This is a genomic window from Sphingopyxis sp. A083 (assembly GCF_001468495.1).
In the GTDB taxonomy this organism is placed as follows: Bacteria; Pseudomonadota; Alphaproteobacteria; order Sphingomonadales; family Sphingomonadaceae; genus Sphingopyxis; species Sphingopyxis terrae.
Map to the genome: position 1 here is coordinate 1 of NZ_LNSK01000019.1, position 21,949 is coordinate 21,949.

Genomic DNA, 21,949 nt, shown 5'->3' on the forward strand with positions numbered 1-21,949 from the left:
CCTATGCCCCCTTCCCGCCGCGCGGCGAAGGCTTTGGCGGCGGCAGCAGCGGCGGCGGCGTGACCGTTATCGGCGGCGGCTTCGGCGGCGGCTTCGGCGGCGGCTTCTTCGGCGGTTTCTTCGGCGGCAGCTCGGGTGGCAGCAGCGGCAGCGTGGTCGTCACCTCGACCACCACCGGCGGCCTCAGCTCGACTACCAGCAGCACCTCGGGCGGCGTTTCGACCTCGACGGGCGGGGTGAGCACCTCGACCTCGACCGGCGGCGTTTCAACCTCCACGGGCGGCATCAGCTCGACCACCTCGACGGGCGGCGTCAGCACCTCCACCGGCGGCGTTTCGACCTCGACCGGTGGCGTCAGCACCTCGACGGGCGGCGTATCGACCTCCACAGGCGGCGTGAGCACCTCGACCGGCGGCGTTTCGACCTCGTCGGGCAATGTCAGCTCCTCTTCGTCGAGCAGCAGCTCGTCGTCGAGTTCCTCGTCCTCCTCTTCTTCCTCGTCGTCGTCGGGCGGTGGCAGCTCGCACGGCAGCTCTGGTTGGGGCAGTTCGTCGAAAGGCGGCTCCTCGCATGGCAGCTCTGGCTGGGGCAGCTCGTCGAAAGGCGGCAGCTCGTCGCACGGCGGGTCGTCGTCGCACGGCGGAAGCTCGGGCAGCTCGGGCGGTTCGGGCAGCAGCAGCTCCTCAAGCTCGTCGTCGAGCAGCAGTTCCTCTTCATCGAGCAGCAGTTCGTCGAGCGGCGCGACCTCGTCGGGCGCGACCGGTGGCAGCAGCAGTTTCGGCGGATCGAGCAGCAGCTCGTCGTCGTCATCTTCGTCGAGCAGCAGCTCGTCGAGCTCATCCTCCTCGTCCAGTTCCGGCGGCAGCACGAGCAGCGGATCGTCCGGTGATCCAACCCCTGTTCCTGCGCCTCCGATGATGCTATTGTTCGGTGCAGCAGCAGCCGCGCTCGTCGCGCGCCGCCGCGCCGCGAATCGCAACGGCGACGAAGCTGACGCGGCCTAACGGATCCACTGGAGGTCATGGGGGGGGAGACCCAGACCACCTTCTGGGGGCCACTCTTAGGGGTGGCCCCCTTTTTTGCGTCCCGATGATATCCGCGCAGGGTTGCGCCGCGAAGGCAGCAACGCCATAGCGCGGCGATGCACGATATCCGCCTGATCCGGGAAAACCCGCAAGCTTTCGACGCCGGCCTCGCGCGCCGCGGCTTCGAACCCATGTCCGCGACGATCCTCGCCGCCGACGCCGAATTGCGTGCGCTCCAGACCGCGATCCAGGCATCGCTGGCGCGCCGCAACGAAGCATCGAAGCTGATCGGCCAGGCGATGGCACAGGGTGACAGGGATCGTGCCGAATCGCTCAAGAGCGAGGTCGCCGCGCTAAAGGAAAAGCTCCCGGCAGAGGAACAGGCCGAACGCGACCGGCTCGCCGCACTGCAGGACATATTGGCGGCGCTGCCCAACCTGCCGGCCGACGACGTGCCTGATGGCCTCGACGAAGAGGGTAATGTCGAAATCGCGCGCTGGGGAACGCCGCGCAGCTTCGATTTCCAGCCGCTCGAACATGCCGATTTCGGTCCCGCGCTGGGGCTGGATTTCGAAACCGCGGCCAAGATGTCGGGCGCGCGCTTCGCGTTTCTGAAAGGGCAGATGGCGCGACTCGAACGCGCGCTCGGCCAGTTCATGCTCGACATGCAAACGGGCGAGCCGGGCTATCTCGAATGCGCAACCCCGCTGATGGTGCGCGACGAGGCGGCGTTCGGCACCACGCAGCTGCCCAAATTCCGTGAAGACCTGTTCCAGACCACCGACGGTCGCTGGCTGATCTCGACCTCAGAGATGAGCCTGACCAATGCGGTGCGCGAAGAGATCTTGCCCGAGGCCGAGCTGCCCATCCGCATGACCGCGCTCACGCCCTGCTTCCGGTCGGAGGCTGGATCGGCGGGACGCGACACGCGCGGATATATCCGCCAGCACCAGTTCTGGAAGGTCGAGCTTGTCTCGATCGTCCGGCCCGAGGATGCGGACGCCGAACTCGAACGCAAGACCCGCTGCGCCGAAGCGGTGCTCGAAGCGCTCGGCCTGCCCTATCGCAAGATGCTGCTATGTGCGGGCGACATGGGCTTTGCGGCGCGCAAGACCTATGACCTCGAAGTCTGGCTGCCGGGCCAGGGCGCCTATCGCGAGATTTCGAGCTGCTCGAACTGCGGCGATTTCCAGGCGCGCCGGATGAACGCCCGCTTCCGCCGCGACGGCGCCAAGGCGAATGAATTCGTTCATACGCTCAATGGGTCGGGGCTTGCGGTCGGGCGCACGCTTGTCGCCATCCTGGAAAATTATCAGCAAGCCGACGGCAGCGTCGATGTTCCGCCCGCGCTCTTGCCCTATATGGGCGGGATAACGCGGCTGGTGCCCTGATCCGTCATTGCGGGCGCAGCGAAGCAATCTCCAGCCTTCGACCAAGCGCAGATATTCCCCTGGAGATTGCTTCGTCGCTGCGCTCCTCGCAATGACACAAAGCCTGGAAAAGACATGCGCATCCTTCTGACCAACGACGACGGTTATCACGCCCCCGGCATGGCGGTGCTCGAAGCGATCGCGCGCCAGCTTTCCGACGACATCTGGATTTGCGCCCCGGCAGAGGAGCAGTCGGGCGCTGGCCACTCGCTCACCCTCTCGCGTCCGGTGCGCGTGCGCGAGCATGGCGAACGGCGCTGGTCGTGCACCGGCACCCCGACCGATTCGGTGATGATCGCGATGGGCAAGCTGATGCCCGAAAAGCCCGACCTGATCCTCTCGGGCGTCAATCGCGGCGCGAACCTTGGCGACGACATCACCTATTCGGGGACCGTTTCGGCGGCGATCGAGGGGGCGCTGGCAGGCATCCCCGCCATCGCGCTGAGCCAGGTCTATGCGCGCGAAGGCATGGGTGACGCCGTGCCGTTCGAAGCGGCCGAGGCATGGGGTGCCAAGGTGCTGCGCCCGCTCGTCGCCATGGCGATGACGCCGAGAACGCTGATCAACGTCAATTTCCCTGCCATCCCCGCCGAAGCGGTGAAGGGCATACGCGTCGTGCGGCAGGGCTTCCACGATTACAGCCGCGGCTCGATCGTCGAGGGCACCGACCCGCGCGGCTATCGCTATTACTGGTTCGGGCTGCACGGGATCGAACATTCGCCCGGCCACGACACCGACCTCGAGGCGATCGACGATGGCTATATCGCCGTGACCCCGCTGCAGCTCGACCTCACCCACGATGCCTCGCTCGCCGCGCTGCGCGGGGCCTATGCCGCCGGGCTGGCTTCGGATTAACCATAGTAGCTTTCCCCGCGCGGCTCTGCCAAAGGGACGCAGTGGGGAAAATTCATCATTATATCGGCGCGTTGACCGGCGCCCTCTTCCTGTCGGCCTGTATTCCGGCCACCACCGCTCCGGCTCCGCGCGCCCCTTCGGTTGCGCATAAGGCGCCGGCCTCCGATTTCGAGCGCGGTTCGCTTGGGGAGGTTGTCGGCGGCGACGCGCGACCGACCTGGACGCTTCAGCCCGTCGCAGCCAACGCCCGCGATATTGCCGCCTCGACCTATATCGTGCGCCCCGGCGACACGCTGCGCGCGATCGGTGCGATGACCGGTGCGGGGTCCGAGGCCATCGCGATGGAGAACGACCTTGCGCCGCCCTATACGCTGCGCCCTGGGCAACAACTGCGGATTCCGGCGGGTCGCTACCACCGCGTCGCCGCGGGCGAGACCGGCATCGGCATCGCCCATGCCTATGGCGTCGATTGGGGCGAGGTGGTGACGATCAACGCGCTTGCCGATCCCTATATCCTGCGCGTCGGGCAGCGCTTGCGCCTGCCTGCTTCGGCCCGGCCGCTGACCCCTGAGCAGGTCGATGTCGCCGCGCGCGCCGCCGCCTTCCGTCTCGACATCGACGATATCATGACCGGCAGCCAGCCCGCGCTCGCCGCTAAAACGCGTCCCGCCGCCGCCAGCGCCGCACCGCGAGCGCCCGTCACCACCGCCATCGCGCCGCCCGCCGCCTTTTCGGGTCGTTTCCAATGGCCGCTGCGGGGCAAGCTGATCGCACGTTTCGGCCCGCTTGCGCCCGGCAAGGTCAATGACGGGATCAACATCGCCGCCGCGCGCGGGACGCCGATCCATGCCGCGGCGGCCGGGGTGGTCGCCTATGCCGGCGATCAGATCGCGGTCTATGGCGGCCTGATCCTGATCGACCATGGCGGCGGCTGGATGAGCGCCTATGGCCATGCGGCCAAGATCAACGTCCAGCGCGGACAGGCGGTCAAGGCGGGCGAGGTGATCGGCCTCGCCGGCGCCACCGGGCAGGTGCAATCGCCGCAACTCCATTTCCAGCTCCGCAAGAATCGGATACCCGTCGATCCGATGAAGCAGTTGCCGCCGCGATGAGCCGTCGTCCGTCCGACCGACTTAAGCTCCAGCACCGGTTTCAACCGCTGCGCCGCGCGAGCAAATGGCCCGTCTGGGCGGATGTCACCGCGCGGCTTGGCCTCGCCTTCTTGCTGATCGCCTTCGTCGTCCTCGTTCACTGGATCGATCGCGCCGGACTGAAGGACAGCCACGACGGCCACATCAGCTTCCTCGACGTCGTCTATTTCACGATGATTTCTGTCACGACCACCGGGTTCGGCGATATTGCGCCGGTATCGGACCGCTCGCGCCTGATCGAGGCGCTGATCGTGACCCCGATCCGCATCGCCGTGCTCTTCATCTTTGTCGGCACGGCCTATAGTTTCGTCATCAAACGCACATGGGAAAAATGGCGCATGGCTCGCATCCAGGCAAAACTCACCGATCACATCGTCGTTCTGGGCTTCGGCGTCAGCGGCGGCGAGGCGGTTCACGAACTGATCGCGCGCGGCACCGATCCCGCTTGCATTGTCGTCATCGATCCGTCGCGCCAGCGCATCAATGCCGCCGAAGCGATGGGCTGCAACGTGCTGGAAGGCGATGCATCGAGCGACGAAACCTTGCTCGATGTGCGGATCGCGCAGGCCCGCTCGGTGCTGGTATCGGCGGGACGCGACGACACGTCGATCCTGATCGTCCTGACCGTCCGGCATCTTGCGCCGCAGGTACCGATCAGCGTCGTCATCCGGACTCAGGACAATGAATTGCTCGCGCGGCAAGCGGGTGCGAACGACGTCATCAACCCGGTCAGCTTCACCGGGCTACTGCTCGCCGGATCGGCGCAAGGCGCGCATATCGCCGATTATATGGCCGACCTTGCCTCGGTATCGGGCAAGGTGCAGCTCAACGAACGCCCGGTGCGGCCCGAGGAAATCGGCAAGAGCATCGACGAACTCGCCAGCGGCGGCCGCGGCCTGCGCATCTATCGCGGCGGTCAGCCGATCGGCTTCTGGGAAGCGGGTGCAAAATCCCTGCAGAGCGGCGACATATTGGTCGAAGTCATCCCGTGCGAGGCGTGCGAAGCCGATTAGGCTTTACGCCCAAGCAGCGGGCGCGTGACACGGGCGCAAAAATCGCCTATGCGCGCGGCCGATCATGACAATCAAGACCCTCCCCGCCCAGCCGAAAGTCGGCATGGTTTCGCTCGGCTGTCCGAAGGCACTCGTCGACAGCGAACGGATTCTGACCAAATTGCGCGCCGACGGCTATGGCCTGTCGCCCGACTATGCCGGCGCCGACGTGGTGCTCGTCAACACCTGCGGCTTCCTCGACAGCGCGAAGGAGGAAAGCCTGGAGGCGATCGGCGAGGCGATGGCGGAGAATGGCCGCGTCATCGTCACCGGCTGCATGGGCAACGAGGCGGAGGTCATTCGGGCGCGTTTCCCCAACGTCCTCGCGGTCACCGGCGCGCATCAATATGAACAGGTTGTCGACGCGGTCCACGAGGCGGCGCCGCCGACTCAGGGGCCATTCGTTGATTTGATCCCCGAAGGCGGGCTGAAGCTCACACCGCGCCACTACAGCTATTTGAAGATCAGCGAAGGCTGCAATCACAGCTGCGCCTTCTGCATCATCCCCGATCTGCGCGGCAAGCTCGTCAGCCGCCGCATCGACGCGGTGCTGCGCGAGGCTGAAAAGCTCGTCGCGGCAGGGACGAAGGAGTTGCTGGTGATCAGCCAGGACACCTCGGCCTATGGCGTCGACATCCGGCACCAGCCGCGCGAATGGAAAGGCCATGAGGTGCGTGCGCACATGACCGAGCTCGCGCGCGAGCTCGGTCAGTTAAAGACTAGCGACGGTCGCGCGCCGTGGGTGCGGCTCCACTATGTCTATCCCTATCCGCACGTCGATGCGGTGATCCCGCTGATGGCCGAGGGGCTGTTGACGCCTTATCTGGACATCCCCTTCCAGCACGCGAGCCCGAAGGTTCTGAAGGCGATGAAGCGCCCGGCGAACGAAACAAAGGTGCTCGAACGGCTGAAGGCGTGGCGCGCGATCGCACCCGACATCGCGATCCGTTCGAGCTTCGTCGTCGGCTTCCCCGGCGAAACCGAAGAGGATTTCCAGTATCTCCTCGACTGGCTCGACGAGGCGCAGCTCGACCGCGTCGGCGCCTTCCGCTTCGAACCCGTCGCGGGCGCGCAGGCGAATGCCCTGCCCGATCCGGTCCCCGAAGAGGTCAAGGAAGAACGCTATCAGCGGATCATGGCGAAGACCGCAGCGATCAGCGCCGCCAAGCTTGACGCCAAGGTCGGCCGCACACTTGCCGTCATCATCGACGAAGTGGGCGAAGCCGACGAAGACGGCAGCATCGGCGCCACCGGGCGCAGCCAGGCCGACGCGCCCGAAATCGACGGGCATGTCTATCTGCGCGATGTCGCCGCGACGCTGAAAGCCGGCGATATCGTCGATGTGGTGGTCGAAGATGCCGACGAGCACGACCTGTTCGGGGTCGTCGCAGACTGATCGCCCTCTTCCTGATGCGCGCAATTTGTTGGAACGGCTTTCGCCGATCGATGTTATCTGACAGATATCGATCGGGGACAGGGCCATGCACGCGATCAAGGGGCTGATTGTTGCATCATGTCTGGCGGCTACGCTCGCCGGCTGCGATCCCGCGAAGGGCGGCGACGAAGCTCCGCCGCATGCCACCGACACGGCGCCCACCCCCTCGCAAACGTCGCTGATCGCGATCCCGGTCAACGCCGACATCGCCCCACTGAAACGCGAACTCGAACGGGCGATCCCAAAGACGCTGTGGACGATCAACCGGCGCGAAAGGGCCTGCGTCGAACCGCAACGCGTCAAGCTGTTCGGCAAGAAGGTAAAGGTGACGCCGGCGATCCCCTGCACCATCGTCGGGCAGGTCACGCGCGGGGCGCTGCGCATGCGCGGCGAAGGAAACGAGATCGTCGTCGATGTACCGCTGCATGCGCGCATCAGCGCGCGCGACGTCGGCGGCGTGCTGAAGGGTGAAACCGCGACCGGATCGGCAATGGCACACGCGCGCGTGCGCGTCGATCTGACCAGCGACTGGCGGATGCAGGGTAAGGCGCGGATCAGCTATGGCTGGACCAATCCCCCCGGTATCGACTTTCTGGGCCAGCGCATCACCTTCACCGACGAGGCGGATGAAAAGCTCCGCCCGGTGATCCGCGATGTCGAACGCGAAGTGAATCGCGAGATCGCCCGCATCAACATCCGCGCCCAGGCGGCCGACATCTGGCGCCAGGCCTTTACGACGATCGAGCTCAACCGCGAAAATCCCCCCGTGTGGATGCGGGTCACGCCGCAGCGTATCCTGTTCGGCGGATTCCGCGTCAATGGCCTGCGGCTCGACCTCAATCTCGCGGTCGAGGCGGTGACCGAAAGCTTCGTGTCGAACCGGCCGCAGGATCCCGCGCCGACGCCGATGCCGCGGCTGGTGCGCGAAATGCCCAAACCGCATTTCGACGTGCGCGTGCCGGTGATCGCCGATTATGCGCAGCTCGAACCCGTGATCGCGCGCGCGCTCGCCAAACGATCGCTACGGCCGTTCGACCTGCCCGCCGTCGGTCCGGTCGATGCGCGCATCGGCAAGGTCACTGTCTATGGCGCCCCCGACCACAAGATCGCGGTAGGGGTCGACATGGACGTGCTGCCGGTCGGCGCGAAGCGTGCGCCCACCCGCGGCCGCGTCTGGCTGACCGCGCGTCCGGTGAACAAGCCCGGATCGGCCGAGGTTCGCTTCACCGATCTGCACGTCAAGGGCGATACCAACGGGATCAAGGGCGACATCTTCGTGCTGTTGGCACAGCAACCCGATTTCGCGCCGATGATCGCCGACGCGCTGACCCAGAATTTCACCCGCGATCTCACCGAACTCGAAGCCAAGATCCGCCGCGCGATCGACCAGCGACGCGAAGGCGACTTCGTAATCCGAACCCGTATCGACAGTTTCGAAACCGGCGAGATCAAGGCGTATGGCAACGGCCTCTACCTCCCCGTCCGCATGGTCGGGGCGGCGAGCATCGATTATCGCCCGGCAAAATGATCAGAAGAGGCGCGTAAGCGAATAGAAGAGTGCGGCGACCATCGCGCTCGCCGGGATGGTGATGAACCAGGCGACGACGACATTGCTCGCCACGCCCCAGCGCACCGCACTTGCGCGGCGCGCCACACCGGCGCCGATGATGCTGCCGGTGATCGTATGGGTCGTCGACACCGGAATGCCGAGCAGGCTGGCGCTGAACACCATGATCGACCCGCCGGTCGAGGCGGCAAAACCCTGATGCTGCGACAATTTGGTGATGCGTCCGCCCATCGTCTCGATAATCTTCCACCCGCCCGACAAGGTACCGAGACCGATCGCGATATAGCAGCTGATTGCCACCCAATGCGGCACATGGAAATCGCCGGTCAGATAGCCGGTCGAATAAAGCAGTACGGTGATGACGCCCATCGTCTTCTGCGCATCGTTGAGCCCGTGGCTGAGCGAATAGGCGGCCGATGAAACGAGATGCAGGCGGCGGAACGTCACTTCGGCGAATTTCGCGGTCGAGCGCCGGAACGCCCAGCTGCTGAGCAGCATCACGAGCATCGAAAGCAGCATGCCGAGCAGCGGCGACAGGAAGATCGCGATGACCGTCTTGTTGAGCCCCGACCACTGGATGCCCTCGAATCCCGCATGGGCGATGCCCGCGCCGACGATGCCGCCGACGAGCGCATGGCTCGACGAGGACGGGATGCCCTTCAGCCAGGTGACGACATTCCAGAACATCGCGCCGACCAGCGCGCCGAAGACCACCGCTGGCGTGACCAGATCCTTGTCGATCAGCCCGGCGCCGATCGTTTCTGCCACCTTGTGCAATTGCGGAAAAGCGAGGCTCAGGAAATAGGCCGCGAAGTTGAAGAAGGCGGCGAACATCACCGCCTGCACAGGCTTCAGCAGCCGCGTCGCGACAACGGTCGCAATGCTGTTTGCGGCGTCGTGCAGGCCGTTCAGAAAGTCGAACGCCAGCGCGAGGAGGATCAAGCCAGCGAGAAGAGGAAATGCCAGTTCGTGCATGAGCGCCCGCCCCGCTTACGCGTGGTCGATGACCAGACCGTCGATTTCGTTCGCGACATCCTCGAACCGGTCGACGACGCGCTCGAGGTGGCTGTAGAGTTCGCGCGCGATCATGAAGTGGATCGTGTTCGACGCCCCATGTTCCTTGAACAATCGCTTCAGCCCCGCCGCGTGAATCTCGTCGGCATGCCCCTCCATGCGGACCAGCCGCTCGGTGAGTTCGTGCAGGCGGGTACCGTTCGCGGCGACATTGCGCAGCAGCGGCAGCGCCTCGACCGTCAGCCGCGCGGCATCGACGATGATCGCCGCGATATCGCGCATTTCGGGGTCGAATTCCTTGACGTCGTACAGGTCGATCGCGCCCGCGGTCTTCTGCATCTCGTCGATCGCGTCGTCCATCGAGGCGATGAGGTCGGTGATCGCGCTGCGGTCGAAGGGGGTCAGGAAGGTGCGGCGAACGGTCTGCAGCACCTCGCGCGTGATCGCGTCGGCGTCATGCTCGCGCTCGACGATCTCCTGGATATGGTCGGCCATGCCCTCGCCGCCCTGGAGCAGCCGCGCCAGCGCTTCCGATCCCGCGGCGAGCGTGGCCGCATGCGCTTCGAACAGGTCGAAGAAATTGCCCTGCCTCGGGAGCAGGCGCTGGAACCAGGCAAACATGCGATTGACCCCTGTCTTTTCCGCAACGTTGAACATGACCCCAGATCGCTGCGCCGCGACGCGAAAGCCGCTGTCGCCGAACGACCGGATAAGGGCCTGAAGATCGGGTTCGTCGACCGCCCCCGCGGCCTCGTCGAAAGTGAACCAGCGCCGCTCGCGCTCGTCCATTTCCTTCCATTCGGAAAGCTCCCGCGTCACGGCGAGCGGAAACACTTCGACATTGTACATGATCGCGGCGCCGTTGGCGCGGCGCTTGCGATATTCATAGCTGCCGATCGAGGTGGGGCAGACCGCGCCGATCACCCCCGCCTCTTCTTCGGCCTCGACCGCCGCCGAAGCGTGGCGGTCCATCCCGGTCAGCGGATTGCCTTTCGGGATCACCCAGCGGCCCGTGCCGCGCGAGGTGATGAGCATGATTTCGGTGGGGCCATCCTTGCCCACGCCCGCGAATCGATAAGGAAGCACCGCAATTTGACGCATAAACCGGCCGAAATCCTAAACTACCGCCGGAGCCGCGGTGTTTCATTGCCATTCGGTGACGCCCCTATGACAATATTGTGACAGCGGCAATGGCGCATTGGCCGCGATGCCCTTTCCGTAAACGTCAATTCGATTGCAAAATGCAACGCTGTGCGTAAGCTGCGACCTTAAAGACAAATGGGAGACGAAATGATGGCAGGCATGGACAGCCCCGTGGATCAGGACGTTCTGATCGTCGGCGCCGGCCTTTCGGGCATCGGCATGGCCGCGCATCTCCAGATGCACAGTCCCGACCGCAGCTTCGCGCTGGTAGAGCGGCGGGCCAATCTGGGCGGCACTTGGGATCTGTTCCGCTACCCCGGCATCCGGTCGGACAGCGACATGCACACGCTGGGTTTCGTCTTCGAACCGTGGCGGCACGAAAAGTCGATCGCCGACGGCCCCTCGATCCTCGAATATCTCAACCGCATCGTCGACGAGCGCGGCATCCGCGAGCATATCCGCTTCAACAACAAGGTTGTCGGCGCCGACTGGGATAGTGCCGCCGCGCGCTGGACCGTGACGATGGAAGACGACAAGGGCGCGGTCAGCACGACGACCGCGCGCTGGCTCTACCTCGGCTCGGGCTATTATGATTATGACGAGCCGTTCGACGCCAATTTCACGGGGCGCGAGGATTTTGCGGGGCAGATCATCCACCCGCAATTCTGGCCGAAGGATTTCGACTATTCGGGCAAGAAGGTCGTGGTCATCGGATCGGGCGCCACCGCGGTGACGATCGTCCCGTCGATGGCGGACAAGGCCGCGCATGTGACGATGCTGCAACGCACGCCGACCTGGTATGCCATCCGTCCGGCAAAGGACGGATTCGCCAATTTCCTGCGCAAGATCCTGCCCGAAAAGACCGCCTACCGGCTGACGCGGTTCAAGAATATCCGCCTTCAGGACATCGTTTTCCGCCGCGCGCGCGAAAAGCCGGAAAAGGTTGCGGATTTCCTGACCAAGAAGCTGAAGCAGGCGCTCGGCGACCGTTACGATCCCGTCGCTTTCACCCCGCCCTATAATCCGTGGGACCAGCGGCTCTGCCTTGTCCCCGATGCCGACTTTTTCGAAGCGATGAAGGCGGGCAAGGCCTCGGTCGTCACCGATCATATCGAACGCTTCGACAAGACCGGCATCCAGCTCAAATCGGGCCAGCATCTCGACGCCGACGTGATCGTTACGGCGACCGGCCTCAAGCTCGCGGTCGCGGGCAAAATCCCCGTCCGCGTCGATGGCGAGCCGGTCGCGTGGAACGAGCATTTCTATTACAAGGCGTGCATGTTCTCGAACGTGCCGAATTTCTCGGTCGTCTTCGGCTATCTCAACGCCAGCTGGACGCTACGCGCCGACATCGTGTCCGAATATGTCTGCCGCGTCCTCAACCATATGCGCGATACCGGCACGACAGTCGCAACGCCGCTGCTCGCCGACCCGACGAGCCTGACCGAAGAGAATATCTTCGACTTCTCGTCGGGCTATATCCAGCGCGCGCTCCACATCATGCCCAAAAATGCCGACAAGCTGCCGTGGCGGCTCAGCCAGAATTATGTCCAGGACCGCATCGACATGCGCACCGGCCCGGTCGATGACGGCGTGCTCAAATTCGGCAAGGCGGCGTCGGTATCGAAGGAGGCATCGGCCCCGGCCCTCGAAGCCGCGGAGTAATCGGCGGGTTCGGTTTTCGCCATATCAAAGGATTGGTGGCGACCGGTTGTAGACACCTTATTCATCGTATCCCGGACTTAATCCGGGATCCATTCACGCAGCGTCGAAACAATGAATCCCGGATCAAGTCCGGGATGACGAAAGAAGGACTATGCAGCGCCACCTTGGGGAAGTGGCAGCGTCCGCTTCCCACCCCAAAGCCGCGATCGGCCGCTTCAAGAACCACCTTGAGCGCCTTCTAATCGACGTGATCCGGCTTCCCCTTGGTCGATCCCGACGCAAAGTCTTCGAGTTCCTTTTCGCTCATCGAATCGTACATCTCCTTCGATGCACCCCGAAGCTCCGATTTCGGCGTATCGCCGCGCTTCGCGCTCAGCGCGGCGCCGGCGGCCTTTTGCTGGGCCTTGGACTTGGCTGGCATGACATGTCTCCTGCTTGCCCCCTCGTCCGACCAACGCGTGACCGGCTGCTTCAGTTCAGCGGCAGAAAATCGCGCTGATATTCGGGCTTCACCACCTTCACGAGCGCGCCGGTTACGGGGACGTTGATCTTGTAATTGCCCTCGGCATAGGGGCCGATCTCATAGGGCGCGATGCCGATCGTCAGCCGGTCGAGATATTTGCCGTCCGACGATCCCAGCCACACGGTCTGCGTCGACGCGGCGGGACATTTGTCGAAGATGCCGTCGGGATCGTCCGACGGCGCAATGCCGCGCGCGGCTTTGGCGCGCACGATCGCATCGCAGAACGGCTTGCGGATCGCGGCGTCGAACGCTTCGCCGCTGGTAAACAGGTCGAGCGGCTTCAGCCGGATCGCGCGGTTACGGTCCCAGATCAGCGTGTCGAAACTCGTCATGCCGTGCGCGCCGCCGGTATAGGTTGAAATGTCGCTCGACAGGCTCAGGAAGCGCGGCGTGTTCGTCACCCGCTCCCACGCCTGCAAATGGCTGTGCGCGTGATAGGGGAAACCCTCTTTCTTCGCCGCGTCGCGGTCGCGCGTCGCATCGGCGATCAGCGCCTCGCGCTTCTTCGCGCGGTCGTTGTCGAGCCATTTCGCAAGGTCTGGGATCGCGGCGGCTTCGCGCGGATAGCTATAAGCGAATTCGATGAGGTCGCTGCTTTCCTTGACGTCCGAGGCGGTCGCGGCCTTCGCCGCCACATCGTCGGCGGCGCCTGGCGGCGCGCCCGGAACCGACGCCGCCGCGACCTTTTCGGCCGGGGTCGGTTCGGGCTCCTTCGAGCAGGCGGAACACAGGGTGGCGGCGATCAGGACGATCGGAAGGCTTTTGCTTGTCATGACAGCTCCAACGCGGGGAATCGACAAAGTTTCCGGGGAAGCCTAGCAGAATTTGCATGACCGATTATTCCGACCTGATCCAGCCCGACAAGGGGCAGGATGCACGCACCATCCACCTTGTCGACAAGAAGAGCTATGACGATTGGCTCAAGGGCCGCAGCGCGCGCGAACGCGCCGCGCTTGCGGCCATGCGCTACAAGCCTGACGGCTATGCTCACGCCATCCTTCCGGGCGACGACGCCGAAAGCTGGTCGGTCGTCACCGCGGTCGCCAATGTCGACAATCTGTCGGCCTGGTGTCTCGCCAAAATCGCGCCACTCTTGCCCGAGGGGCGCTACCGGCTCGACGGACGCCAGCCCGGCAAGGCGCTGTTCGGCTGGATGAGCGGTCAGTATCGCTTCGACGCCTATCGCAGCAAGGAAGAGGCAGGCAGCGGCCCGCGTGTGCTTTTGACCGCCGATGTCGGCGCAATTGCGCCGATGGTGGCCGAAATGCGTGCAACGGCGCTCGTCCGCGATCTGGTCAACACGCCCGGTGCCGACATGGGGCCCGCCGAGCTTGAAAAGGTGGCCGAACGGATCGCCAAAGCGCATGGCGGCAAGCTGACCGTAACCAAGGGCGAAGCGCTCGAGCAGGGATATCCGATGATCCATGCGGTCGGGCGCGCTGCAGCAAAGCATCATGCGCCGCGGCTGATCGAAATTCATTGGGGCAAGGCGGGTCACCCGCGCGTTGCGCTGATAGGCAAGGGGATCAGCTTCGACAGCGGCGGGCTCGACATCAAACCCGCATCGGGCATGCGGTTGATGAAAAAGGATATGGGCGGCGCTGCGCATGCGCTCGCCCTGGCGCAGCTCATTATGGAAAGCGGCCTGCCGGTGCGCCTTCACTGCCTGGTTGCCGCGGCCGAAAACGCCATCTCGGGCGATGCCTTCCGGCCCGGCGATGTGCTGAAGAGTCGCAAGGGGCTGACGGTCGAAATCGGCAACACCGATGCGGAGGGCCGCTTGGTGCTCGGCGATGCACTGACCAAAGCGGGTGAGGAAGAGCCCGAGTTGCTCGTCGATTTCGCGACGCTGACCGGCGCGGCGCGGGTCGCACTCGGCCCCGACCTGCCCGCGCTCTATGCCAATGAAGATGCGCTCGCCGACGATCTGCTCGCCGGCGGTACCGATCGCGACGATCCCGTCTGGCGTATGCCGCTGTGGGACGGCTACGCCGATCTGCTCGAAACCGATATCGCCGATCTTGGCAATGCCGGTTCCTCGTCGTTTGCCGGTTCGATCACGGCGGCCTTGTTTCTCAAGCGCTTCGTGCCCGACGGCGCCGCCTGGGCGCATTTCGACACCTTCGCGTGGCGGCCTTCTGCGAAGCCCGGGCGGCCGAAGGGCGGCGCGGCGCTGGGGCTGCGCGCGGCCTGGGCGATGTTGCAGGCGCGCTACGACCGGCGCGCCAAAGGTTGAACATCCTTGATAAAGCGCCGCGCGCTGCGCTAATGGCGCGCGATTGTCCGCCGTGGGCGGATCGACCGGAAAACAGGATAGCCAGTGAACGCTGACAGTGGTGACAATCTAGCGACCAATCGCGTGCGGATGGGGCGCCCCGGCGTTGCGGGCGCGGGCCGCGACCGCTTCGGGCTCGCAGGCACCTCGCAAAGCTATGATCCGCGCATCGTCGCGATCCGTCCCGACCTTGCCGACATCGCGGTCGCCGGCAAGTATTTCGCACCGCATTATGCGGCGCCGATGATGATGAGCAGCGTCCTGCCGGCCGCCGTGTTGCGCGGCACGCCGTCGCCCGATGCCGAACAGACGAGCGAACTTCTCTATGGCGAGGGTTTCGCGCTGCTCGACCTGACCGGGGGCTGGGCCTGGGGTTATAGTCTGGCCGATCATTATGTCGGCTATCTCGCCGCCGATGCGCTCGGCGCGCCGATTGCGCCGACGCACCGCGTCGCCGCGACCGAGGCCATCTTCCACTCCGCCCCCGATGCCGCGAGCGGCGGTTCGGCGGTGCTGCCGATGGGCGCGCTCGTAATGGGCGAAATTGCCGGCGAGTGGCTCGCGACCGCGCACGGCTACCTACCGCTAGGCGCTCTGGTCGATGCAGACAGCCAGGTTGCCGATGCCGCGGTGGTCGCCGAAGCGATGATCGGGGCGCCCTATCTGTTCGGCGGCCGCACGAAGCGGGGCATCGATTGTTCTGGGCTCGTCCAGCTCGCTTGGGCCGCGGCGGGGGTGCAGCTTCCGCGCGACAGCGATCTGCAACTCGCTGCGCTCGGTGCCGACAAGGATGTCGCCCAGGGCGATTTGCAGCGCGGCGACCTCATCTTCTTCCCCGGTCATGTCGGGATCATGGCCGACGCCGACACGATCATCCACTCGAGCCGCCGCTGGATGGCGGTCCAGGCCGAGCCGCTCGCCGATGTCGTGGCGCGGTCGGCCGCCAAGGGGCATGAGCCGGCCGTCACCGGCTGCAAGCGGCCGCGCTGAGCCATGACGAGCGTGTTTATCGACGGTGCCGCCGGCACCACCGGGCTTGAAATCGCCGACCGGCTGGCCGGGCGCCAGGAATTTTCGCTGCTCCAGCTCGACGAGGCGCGGCGCAAGGATGCGAGCGCGCGGCGCGAAGCTCTGAACGCCGCCGATTTCGTCATCCTCTGCCTGCCCGACGATGCGGCGCGCGAAGCGGTGGCGATGATCGACAATGGCCGCACGCGCGTCATCGACGCGTCGACCGCGCACCGCGTCACGCCCGGCTGGGTCTATGGCTTTCCGGAGGTCGTCGGCCATGGCACGGTGGCCGAAGCGATGCGCGTCAGCAATCCCGGCTGCTATTCGACCGGCTTCATCGCGCTCGTCGCGCCGCTGGTCCGCGACGGCCTCCTCCCCGCCGACTGGCCCTATAGCTGCCACGCCGTCAGCGGCTATTCGGGCGGCGGCAAAAGCCTCATCGAGCGCTTCAAGGCCGACCCCGACATTGCCTGGCGCGGCTATGCGCTGTCGCTGGGACACAAGCATGTACCCGAAATGCAGGCGCGCTGCGGGCTGACGGTCGCCCCGCTATTCTCCCCCGCTGTCGTGCCGGCGCATCGCGGCATGGTGGTCGAGGTGCCTTTGCCGCTTGGCGCGATGTCCGGCGCCGCGCCGGTCGATGAACTCCGCGCGGCGCTCGCCGACTTTTATGCGGCAAGCCCGATCGTCGTGATGGGCGACGCCCCCGCGGACGGCGAAATGCTGCTGCGCGCATCGGACCAAGGCGACGATTGCATTGCATTGTTCGTCTTCGGCAATGCCGACGGCAGCCAGGCGCGGCTCGTCGCGCGGCTCGACAATCTGGGCAAGGGCGCGAGCGGCGCTTGCGTACAGAACCTCAACATCATGGCGGGCCTGACCGAAACGGCGGGACTGCGGCTTTAGGGTCAGTGCACCGTATCGAGCGCGGCATCGATCGACAGATAGGTGATCAGCCGCTCGATCTGCCGCCAGCGCGCGAAATGGACGTGGTTGCCGAGCACCCGATATTGTTCGGCGCGCGCGGCCGCCGCGAAGCCGGCTTCCTCGCCATGCTCGGTCATCAGCGCATACGCATCGTCGACCGCACCGCGGTCGGCAAGAAATGGTGCTGGAAGCTGCATGGAGTCCCCGTCCGTTGCCTCGAAACACGCTCCTAGCGCGCACGCCTGACCGCGCCGTTCCCAACCGTGATGAACAATCGGGTAAGGTTAATGCAAGCGGCTTGGCGCTTAACCATAGCCTTCGCCTTTCGCCTCTTTGCCGCGCGGCACTGCGCGTGTAAGCAGGGGGCATGCGCAAGATCCTGAAATATGTCGCCATCGCCCTTGTCGTGTTGATCGTCGCGGGCGGGATCGCCTTTTACGTCGCGTCACGTCCCGACATTGCGCGCTTTTCGACCGCCGAACTCAGCGGCCGGGTGCCGGTGATGGCATCGCAGCGCCCCGAACAATTTCCGACGATGAAGGTGCTCGAAGCCACGGGCTGGCCGGACGGCGAAGCGCCTCGGGCCGCGGAGGGATTGACCGTCGCGCGCTTTGCCGAAGGGCTTGACCATCCGCGTTCGATGCTCGTGCTGCCCAATGGCGACGTGTTGGTCGCCGAGGCGCAGAGCCAGCCGCGCAAGGACAGCGGCATCGAAGGCAAGGTGATGAAGTCACTGATGGGCAAGGCGGGCGCCGGCGGCCCCTCGGCCAATCGCATCACCCTGCTCCGCGACGCCAATGGCGACGGCAAGGCGGAAGTGAAGACCGCCTATATCACCGGACTGAACTCGCCCTATGGCATGGCGCTCGTTGGCAAGACGCTCTACGTCGCCGATACCGACGCGCTGCTCGCATTTCCGTTTATCGAGGGCGCGACCGCGATGGCTGGCAAGCCGACCAAGATCGTCGATCTGCCCGCCCAAGGCACCAACCGCCACTGGACGAAGAGCCTGGTCGCGGCGCCCAATGGCTGGCTCTACATCGGCGTCGGCGCCGATTCGAACATCGGCGAAAAGGGCATGGGCAACGAGGTCCGCCGCGCCCGTATTCTGGAGGTGCGGCCCGAGAATAAATATATGCGCACCTATGCCGCCGGTATCCGCAATCCCGTCGGCCTGGCCTTCTATCCGGGCAGCAACACGCTGTGGACCGTGGTCAACGAGCGCGACATGCTGGGGTCGGACCTCGTTCCCGACTATCTGACCGACGTCGACGAGGGCGATTTCTTCGGCTGGCCCTGGTATTATTGGGGCGGTTTCACCGATCCGCGGGTTGCCCCCGAAGCCGAGGACCGTCGGCAATATGTCAAGCGGCCGCAATATGCGCTGGGCGCCCATGTCGCGCCGCTGGGCATGACCTTCACCAACGGTCTGGACCTTGGCGACCGCTGGACAAACGGCGCGCTGATCGCGCTACACGGGTCGTGGAACCGCGATCCGGTGTCGGGATATGACGTCGTGTTCGTCAAGTTCGGCGACAATGGCAAGCCGCTCGACGCCCTGCCCGTCACCCTGCTCGACCAGTTCGTCGCCAAGGACGGCAAGACGACCCGCGGCCGCCCGGCCGATGTCAAGGTCGCCAAGGACGGCAGCGCGCTGGTCGCCGACGATACCGGCGGGATTATCTGGCGGGTCGCGAAGGCGGGCTGATCCGCCAGATCAAGCGGACGCGAAGCTTACACCCGCATCGGCATCAGCACGTAGAGCGCCGGGCTCTTTTCGCTTTCGCGGATCAGCGTCGGCGCATTCGCATCGGCGAGATGGAGTTCGACGGTGTCGCCGTCGACCTGTCCCAGGATATCGCTGAGATAGCGGGCATTGAAGCCGATCTCCATCGCGTCGGCGTCGTAGCCGGCGGGAAGTTCTTCGGCCGCCGTACCATTTTCGGGGCTGGTGACGCTGAGCGTGATGCGATCCTTGTCGAGCCCGACCTTGACCGCGCGCGTCTTTTCGCTGGCGATGGTCGAGACGCGATCGACGCCCTGGAACAGGCTCTTGGGATCGACCTTCAGGAGCTTGTCGTTCGCGGTCGGAATAACGCGGCTATAGTCGGGGAAGGTGCCGTCGATCAGCTTCGAGGTCAGCACGGCATTGCCGAGCTGGAAGCGGATCTTCGACGCCGACAGGCTGATTTCGACATTGCCTTCGGCTTCGTCGAGCAGCTTGCGGATTTCGCCGACGCACTTACGCGGCACGATGACGTCGGGCATGCCCGCGGCGCCCTCGGGACGCGTTACCGTATAGCGCGCGAGACGGTGGCCGTCGGTCGCCGCGGCCTTGAGCACCGGACCCGTCGAGTCTTCGGCGACGTGCAGGAAGATGCCGTTGAGATAATAGCGCGTTTCCTCGGTCGAGATGGCGAAGCGCGTCTTGTCGATGATCTGGATGAGTTCGGCGACCGGCAGTTCGAAGCTGGTCGGCAAATCGCCCTCGGCGATCACCGGGAAGTCGTCGCGCGGCAGCGTCGGCAGATTGAAGTTCGAGCGGCCGGCCTTGACCTGCATCTTGCCTTCGGCGGCGGCGAGGCTGACCTCGGCGCCTTCGGGCAGCTTGCGCGCGATTTCGAACAGGGTGTGCGCCGAGACGGTCGTGGTACCCGGCGTTTCGACCTTTGCCGCGATGGTTTCGACGACCTGCAGATCAAGGTCGGTCGCCATCAGCTTGAGCTGGCCGCTCGCATCGGCTTCGATCAGGACGTTCGACAGGATCGGAATCGTGTTGCGCCGTTCGACCACCGACTGGACGTGGCCGAGGCTCTTCAGAAGCACTGCGCGTTCAATCGTCGCTTTCATTCTTATCCGCCATCCTGTGTTCTGCGGGAGAAGTCCCTGATGGAGCCGGCGCCGCGGACGCAGCGACGCCCCGATTCCCTGCCCCTGGAAATGTCTTCCTTCCTTAACGCGCGCACCGCGCCGCGCAAGCCATGCTTGCATTGCGGCGGCTTTCGCGCAACGGAAGCGCGATGCGGCGGGCGCTATTCCTTCTATTGCTGTGCATCGGCCTGCCCGCGTTCGCCTGGGCGGCACCGACCGCGCTCGGCATCTTCGATGGCTGGGGCGCCTTCCGCGATCCGGCAACCCCCCGCTGCTACGCGATCGCCAGCCCCGCCGCGATGATCGGGCGGGCGCAGGAAAAAGCGTATGCCAGCATCGGATATTGGCCCAAGGCGCGCATCCGCGGTCAATTCTATATCCGCCTGTCGAAGCCGCGCGCACCGCAGAGCGAATTGCGGCTGACGGTCGGCAGCCGCCGCTTCGTGCTGACGGGCAATGGCGTCCACGGCTGGGCCAGCGATGCCCGCATGGACGCCGCGATCATCGCCGCCATGCGCGCGGCACCGAGCATGAGCGTCGAGAGCCGGTCGACGACCGGCGGCGCGATCGCCGATACCTATCGCCTGCGCGGCGCCGCGACGGCGATCGACGCGGCAGCGCTGGGGTGCGCGAGCATCCGCTGATGCCGTTTTGGAAAATGGCAGAAAACTGCCGAACTTCATTCGCGATTCACGGTAGCGCGCCGCACTGGACCTGATCCGTGGTGGACTTCTTCGACGCGGCGCGAATTGACCCGGGATCAAGTCCTGGGTGACGAAGGTGGAAGATTTTGTGCGATCGAAAAATCGCGGAAAACCGCGCAACTTCACTCGCGTTTCATGTTGTGGAGGGGTGCCGGTAGTCATCGGCCAGTTTGAACCACAGCCGACGATTGTAGGAAAGGCATTTCCGGTCCGCGCCGCCGCCGGGTCAACTGCGCGCAAGCCGCGTCAGCGCCCCGGCCAGAAAATCGAGGACGACGCGGATGCGGGGGACGTGGCGCAGGCGTTCGTGGGTGAGCAGCCACAGGCCGGTCGTATCATCCTCCCGCGCCGGGATGCAGCGGACGAGGTCGGGTTCGCGGTCGGCGAGGAAGGCCGGCAGGATCGTCAGCCCCATTCCCGAACGCACGCCAGCGAGCAACCCCGATGCGGTATCGTAACGCATGACCACCGAATCCTCGAGCCGATATTGCTTCAGCCACGCCCGATACGGCTCCCAGATATGGCCGCCGCCGCCGATGAAGGGATGCGTCGCCAACTCCTCGCGGCTGTGCGGAATGCCGTGGCGTCCGGCATAGTCGCGGCTGCAATAGACCGTCCACGGATTATCGGCGACGCGGCGCCCGACGAGACCCGCCCCCGTCGGCTGCTTGCTGCTGCGGATCGCGATATCGGCAGCGCCGCTTGCAAGGTCGCGCGGCTCGTCGGCGGTGTCGAGGTCGATATGGATGCCGGGATGCGCCGCACGCAGGTCGCGCAGGATGGGCGGCAAAACGGTGATCGCAATAATCTCCATCGTCGTCAGGCTGACGGTCCCGCCCGCGTCGCGCGACTGGGCGCCCACGGCTTCGCCGAACCGGTCCGCAGAGTCGCGGACCGCAAGCGCGCTCGCCAGCATCGCCTCGCCCGTCGGCGTCAACGCATAGCCAGCCTGCCGCCGTTCAAATAGCGTGACGCCGGTAGCCGCCTCCAGCGCGGCGATGCGGCGCGCGACCGTCGTCTGGCTGACGCGCAGCGCCTGCGCCGCCGCGAGCGTGCTGCCGCTTTCGGCGACCGCGAGGAAATATTTGAGGTCGTTCCAATCGAACATAGCGTCTTGTGGGGAATAATCGCCTACGCTTCATTCTGCAATTATGCAGAATGATCGCGCAACATCGTTGCTCCTGCGGCGGCGCGCGCAGGCCTATCTAGGTCGTGTTGACAAAAGACTTCAGCCATAGGCGCGAGGCGGCGAGGTTGAGGAAGCTCTCGAACGAGAGAAGTGTCTTGTCGTATCGGGTGGC

General features: G+C 65.2%; 20 protein-coding genes. 12 read left to right on the forward strand and 8 right to left on the reverse strand.

Annotated elements, in window-relative coordinates; translation table 11 throughout:
• Nucleotide 1 precedes the first annotated feature (1 nt).
• Nucleotides 2-868, reverse strand: coding sequence for a hypothetical protein (locus ATE59_RS17150; protein ID WP_058813460.1), 867 nt, complete (start codon nucleotides 866-868; stop codon nucleotides 2-4).
• Between the two features lie 273 nt (nucleotides 869-1,141).
• Here ATE59_RS17150 and serS point away from each other — a divergent pair, with 273 nt between their 5' ends.
• From serS to ATE59_RS17180, 6 genes are all read left to right on the forward strand, one after another.
• The gene (serS, locus tag ATE59_RS17155; RefSeq protein WP_058813461.1) at nucleotides 1,142-2,416 is read left to right on the forward strand and encodes a serine--tRNA ligase; all 1,275 of its coding nucleotides are present in this window, start codon (nucleotides 1,142-1,144) and stop codon (nucleotides 2,414-2,416) included.
• Nucleotides 2,417-2,530: 114 nt separating this feature from the next.
• Entirely contained in the window at nucleotides 2,531-3,310 is a 780-nt protein-coding gene (gene surE, locus ATE59_RS17160) for a 5'/3'-nucleotidase SurE (protein WP_058813462.1), read from the forward strand.
• 41 nt (nucleotides 3,311-3,351) lie between these two features.
• A complete protein-coding gene (locus ATE59_RS17165; protein WP_058813463.1) occupies nucleotides 3,352-4,422 on the forward strand; it encodes a M23 family metallopeptidase in 1,071 nt (356 codons plus the stop codon).
• A complete protein-coding gene (locus ATE59_RS17170; protein WP_003047390.1) occupies nucleotides 4,419-5,474 on the forward strand; it encodes a potassium channel family protein in 1,056 nt (351 codons plus the stop codon). The genes ATE59_RS17165 and ATE59_RS17170 overlap by 4 nt, the downstream gene beginning before the upstream one ends.
• A 64-nt stretch (nucleotides 5,475-5,538) precedes the next feature.
• Entirely contained in the window at nucleotides 5,539-6,909 is a 1,371-nt protein-coding gene (gene rimO / locus ATE59_RS17175) for a 30S ribosomal protein S12 methylthiotransferase RimO (protein WP_058813464.1), read from the forward strand.
• A gap of 85 nt (nucleotides 6,910-6,994) precedes the next feature.
• Nucleotides 6,995-8,476 carry a DUF4403 family protein gene (locus ATE59_RS17180; RefSeq protein WP_058813465.1) on the forward strand — a complete coding sequence of 494 codons (1,482 nt, stop codon included), beginning with the start codon at nucleotides 6,995-6,997 and terminating at the stop codon, nucleotides 8,474-8,476.
• On the opposite strand, the gene ATE59_RS17185 is transcribed toward ATE59_RS17180, so the two are convergent.
• Nucleotides 8,477-9,490, reverse strand: coding sequence for an inorganic phosphate transporter (locus ATE59_RS17185; RefSeq protein ID WP_058813466.1), 1,014 nt, complete (start codon nucleotides 9,488-9,490; stop codon nucleotides 8,477-8,479). It abuts the gene before it with no gap.
• A 15-nt stretch (nucleotides 9,491-9,505) separates the two neighbouring features.
• A complete protein-coding gene (locus tag ATE59_RS17190) occupies nucleotides 9,506-10,630 on the reverse strand; it encodes a DUF47 family protein (protein WP_162928274.1) in 1,125 nt (374 codons plus the stop codon).
• Between the two features lie 177 nt (nucleotides 10,631-10,807).
• Between ATE59_RS17190 and ATE59_RS17195 the strand changes: the two genes are divergently transcribed.
• A complete protein-coding gene (locus ATE59_RS17195) occupies nucleotides 10,808-12,337 on the forward strand; it encodes a flavin-containing monooxygenase (RefSeq protein WP_058813467.1) in 1,530 nt (509 codons plus the stop codon).
• 238 nt (nucleotides 12,338-12,575) lie between these two features.
• Here the strand turns inward: ATE59_RS17195 and ATE59_RS17200 are convergent, their stop codons facing one another.
• Nucleotides 12,576-12,758, reverse strand: a complete 183-nt coding sequence (locus ATE59_RS17200; protein ID WP_058813468.1) for a DUF3008 family protein — start codon at nucleotides 12,756-12,758, stop codon at nucleotides 12,576-12,578.
• A 50-nt stretch (nucleotides 12,759-12,808) separates the two neighbouring features.
• Nucleotides 12,809-13,633, reverse strand: coding sequence for a DUF3298 and DUF4163 domain-containing protein (locus ATE59_RS17205; RefSeq protein WP_058813469.1), 825 nt, complete (start codon nucleotides 13,631-13,633; stop codon nucleotides 12,809-12,811).
• A gap of 56 nt (nucleotides 13,634-13,689) precedes the next feature.
• On the opposite strand from ATE59_RS17205, the gene ATE59_RS17210 reads away from it, so the two are divergent.
• The 3 genes from ATE59_RS17210 to argC all read left to right on the forward strand — a co-directional run bounded on the left by ATE59_RS17210 (nucleotide 13,690) and on the right by argC (nucleotide 17,052).
• A complete protein-coding gene (locus ATE59_RS17210; protein WP_058813470.1) occupies nucleotides 13,690-15,096 on the forward strand; it encodes a leucyl aminopeptidase family protein in 1,407 nt (468 codons plus the stop codon).
• 84 nt (nucleotides 15,097-15,180) lie between these two features.
• Nucleotides 15,181-16,125, forward strand: coding sequence for a C40 family peptidase (locus ATE59_RS17215; RefSeq protein ID WP_231292924.1), 945 nt, complete (start codon nucleotides 15,181-15,183; stop codon nucleotides 16,123-16,125).
• A gap of 3 nt (nucleotides 16,126-16,128) precedes the next feature.
• On the forward strand, nucleotides 16,129-17,052 hold the full coding sequence (gene argC / locus ATE59_RS17220; RefSeq protein ID WP_058813471.1) for an N-acetyl-gamma-glutamyl-phosphate reductase: 924 nt from the start codon (nucleotides 16,129-16,131) through the stop codon (nucleotides 17,050-17,052).
• A gap of 2 nt (nucleotides 17,053-17,054) precedes the next feature.
• Here argC and ATE59_RS17225 read toward each other — a convergent pair whose 3' ends face one another.
• The gene (locus tag ATE59_RS17225; protein WP_003047427.1) at nucleotides 17,055-17,270 is read right to left on the reverse strand and encodes a hypothetical protein; all 216 of its coding nucleotides are present in this window, start codon (nucleotides 17,268-17,270) and stop codon (nucleotides 17,055-17,057) included.
• 170 nt (nucleotides 17,271-17,440) lie between these two features.
• Between ATE59_RS17225 and ATE59_RS17230 the strand changes: the two genes are divergently transcribed.
• Nucleotides 17,441-18,781 carry a PQQ-dependent sugar dehydrogenase gene (locus ATE59_RS17230; protein WP_058813472.1) on the forward strand — a complete coding sequence of 447 codons (1,341 nt, stop codon included), beginning with the start codon at nucleotides 17,441-17,443 and terminating at the stop codon, nucleotides 18,779-18,781.
• Between the two features lie 26 nt (nucleotides 18,782-18,807).
• Here ATE59_RS17230 and dnaN read toward each other — a convergent pair whose 3' ends face one another.
• The gene (gene dnaN, locus ATE59_RS17235) at nucleotides 18,808-19,923 is read right to left on the reverse strand and encodes a DNA polymerase III subunit beta (RefSeq protein WP_058813473.1); all 1,116 of its coding nucleotides are present in this window, start codon (nucleotides 19,921-19,923) and stop codon (nucleotides 18,808-18,810) included.
• Nucleotides 19,924-20,093: 170 nt separating this feature from the next.
• On the opposite strand from dnaN, the gene ATE59_RS17240 reads away from it, so the two are divergent.
• Nucleotides 20,094-20,588 carry a hypothetical protein gene (locus tag ATE59_RS17240; protein WP_040590316.1) on the forward strand — a complete coding sequence of 165 codons (495 nt, stop codon included), beginning with the start codon at nucleotides 20,094-20,096 and terminating at the stop codon, nucleotides 20,586-20,588.
• Between the two features lie 286 nt (nucleotides 20,589-20,874).
• Here ATE59_RS17240 and ATE59_RS17245 read toward each other — a convergent pair whose 3' ends face one another.
• Nucleotides 20,875-21,756, reverse strand: a complete 882-nt coding sequence (locus ATE59_RS17245) for a LysR family transcriptional regulator (protein WP_058813474.1) — start codon at nucleotides 21,754-21,756, stop codon at nucleotides 20,875-20,877.
• Between the last annotated feature and the right edge of the window lie 193 nt (nucleotides 21,757-21,949).